This window comes from Vibrio sp. OPT46, assembly GCF_015163535.1.
Taxonomy (GTDB): domain Bacteria; phylum Pseudomonadota; class Gammaproteobacteria; order Enterobacterales; family Vibrionaceae; genus Vibrio; species Vibrio alginolyticus.
In genome coordinates this window covers 6,463-8,768 of sequence record NZ_JADDYG010000397.1, presented here as the reverse complement: position 1 = coordinate 8,768, position 2,306 = coordinate 6,463, and the positions used below count along the sequence as shown (strand labels likewise).

At 45.7% G+C, this 2,306-nt stretch carries 2 protein-coding genes and 1 pseudogene; all 3 read right to left on the bottom strand.

Annotated elements, in window-relative coordinates:
- Positions 1 to 182: pseudogene (locus IQR33_RS18115) on the bottom strand (RNA polymerase subunit sigma); the annotation flags it as partial.
- A gap of 44 nt (positions 183 to 226) precedes the next feature.
- Positions 227 to 1,585, bottom strand: a complete 1,359-nt coding sequence (locus tag IQR33_RS18110) for a DUF4397 domain-containing protein (RefSeq protein WP_033905539.1) — start codon at positions 1,583 to 1,585, stop codon at positions 227 to 229.
- Complete coding sequence (locus IQR33_RS18105) at positions 1,582 to 2,178, bottom strand: LON peptidase substrate-binding domain-containing protein (RefSeq protein ID WP_193838109.1); 597 nt, start codon at positions 2,176 to 2,178, stop codon at positions 1,582 to 1,584. Before IQR33_RS18105 ends, IQR33_RS18110 begins: the two co-directional genes overlap by 4 nt.
- Between the last annotated feature and the right edge of the window lie 128 nt (positions 2,179 to 2,306).

The following is a 2,306-nucleotide window of genomic DNA, read 5'->3' as shown; positions in this document are numbered from 1 at the left end:
GTCTCTTGCACCATCTCCATAGCAACTTGCTCATTACCAACATGTTTGTAAGCGAATTGCTTCAGCTTGGGTGCGTAAAAACGGAATACAAAAGCGAAAGCATCTTTGTCTCGATCCTTCACTTTATCCATGTAATCGTTCCAATCACTGCGCCCCAGTTTTTTCGGGCTATCACTCATCATAATCGGCCTTAATTTGTGGGAGGAGTTTCCTCCTCCCATTCTTCCTAATCGGTCACGTCATCGACCAACAAGTTGAAACCACCGTTGTTCCCATCATCAATGGCAACGACTTGGTACACAACACCGTTCATTACATTGACTGGTGCTGAGTCAACCGCAACAATACTTGGGTTACCAGCCACTGTTACCGTTACATAATATGTACCTTCAGCGACATATAATCCTTGTACACTATTTTTATACGCAAAATTAGCAATAGTTGGATCACTTCCATCTATTCCTGCACTCGTAGTGAGGTAAATATCCACCATTTCCGCTATAGGATTAGCCGCCGCGTGTGTCACATTCAATGTCGCGCTAGTCGTCACAGCGCGTCTCATATCTTCAACAACCAGAGCTTCGATATCAATCGCTGGGCTAACAACACCGACTGCATAAACACTGTAATCCATTCCACCTGCAACCATTAACCCGTCAACATCTATGATCGGATTGGTTGTTGTGCCATCCACGTAAACATCAATATCGTAATCCCCAGCAGCAAGATCCAAATAACCACGAATCTCTTTGAACGCTAAGTCGGCAAGAGGAGCGAAGGCCGCCCCGTTAACGTTAACATCGACGACTGGCGCTCCATCGACAAGGTGTCCGACTCTTACTTCAGCTTGGCTGCCCATATCTTCAATTATAGAAGAGCCCGAACCGTCCAACACCAAGAGTTTGACAGGTGACGTGCTATTCGAATCTCCTGTGCCGATAGCGGCAATCGTCAAGTTGGAGTTAGCCGCAAGAGGTACTGTGCCGGAGTCAAAAGCAACGCTGTCTCCTACGGCAAGTCGAACTTGATACTCACCAGCTGGGATGTTCAATACGTCGGTAGAAGCTTTGTAAGCAAGGTTAGTTATTGGAGTCGCGCTAGCAAGAGCAACACCTGGCTCAGTGACATAAAGATCAACAGCAGGAACGCCTGAAGCTGCATGAACAACTTGAACATCTAGACTATTGGCATCAGCCATTGAATCGGCGCTGCGAGTCACAACTAAAGGCTCAACTGGGTTTGGCGAACCATCGGCATCGCCAACAACGAACACGTTATAATTGAGGTCGGAATCAAGATCTAGTTCTGTTTTAGGTATTACGGTCGCGGTTTCATTACCTGGGAGCTGAACATCGACCTGAATCGAATTCATCCCCTCTCGCAATTTAACGTAGCCAGATCCCACACCATAATCAACATTCGTTAATGATGGTTTATCGTTGATCCACACATTTGCAAGCGGCGCATCAGAAGACGCGTGCACTGCCTGTAAATTGGAATACTCGATAGTGTCACTGTCGGAGCCACACGCCGCCAGTCCTAATGTCGCAACAATAGTTAGCGCAGCTTTATTAAATCCTTTCATATCCTTGCCTCTTTGTTAGTCGGGGCTTCTATGGCTTCTGTCAGAAATTGCAACGCAGAAATACAGTCCTCTGCGCCGACTAGCTGTTCGAACAGATTGCAGTCTAGGGGTAGTAACTCAAGCCAACGCTGAGTAACCCAAGCAGAGTCATCGTAAAAACGATGCTGGTAGAGGCTTCCAAGTTGAGGAAACTCTTCATAAACATGGGATAACTGCTGGCTTAAAAAGAAGAAATCTGGTGAGTTGTCTAGATGTTGCCAATTGTCTAACCATTCAACCTCTGCATGACGTAAGCCATCCGCATCTGCACGGACGCGTTTGACAACAAAGCGTTGTTCACCAGCAACTGTAATACCAAGAAGGCCATCACTGAGTGTTTCAAAATCAACGATCCTGACCAAAGTTCCGATAGATGAAACGTTACCCACGTCTTTAGGGTCACCTTCACTTCCTACTAGGCAAACTCCAAAACCCATATTTTGTAGGCTGCATTCCTTTACCATTCGCTTATATCGTGGCTCAAAAATGCGCAGATTCATTTTACCTTCAGGGAGTACAACTGAAGTGAGTGGGAATAACATGACTTCTTTCATTCAAACGTCCTCTTTGATTCACGGATACATACGAATCCCTTATCACTCCGATCACTAACGATTTATGTTGGTTAATCGACTGGCTTAAAAAGTCATAAAATCGCTCACGCAAACGATCCAAATCACAC

Bases quoted from the DNA above. Each gene is read 5' to 3' on its own strand.
- IQR33_RS18110 (WP_033905539.1), bottom strand. From the start codon at position 1,585: ATGAAAGGATTTAATAAAGCTGCGCTAACTATTGTTGCGACATTAGGA.
- IQR33_RS18105 (WP_193838109.1), bottom strand. From the start codon at position 2,178: ATGAAAGAAGTCATGTTATTCCCACTCACTTCAGTTGTACTCCCTGAA.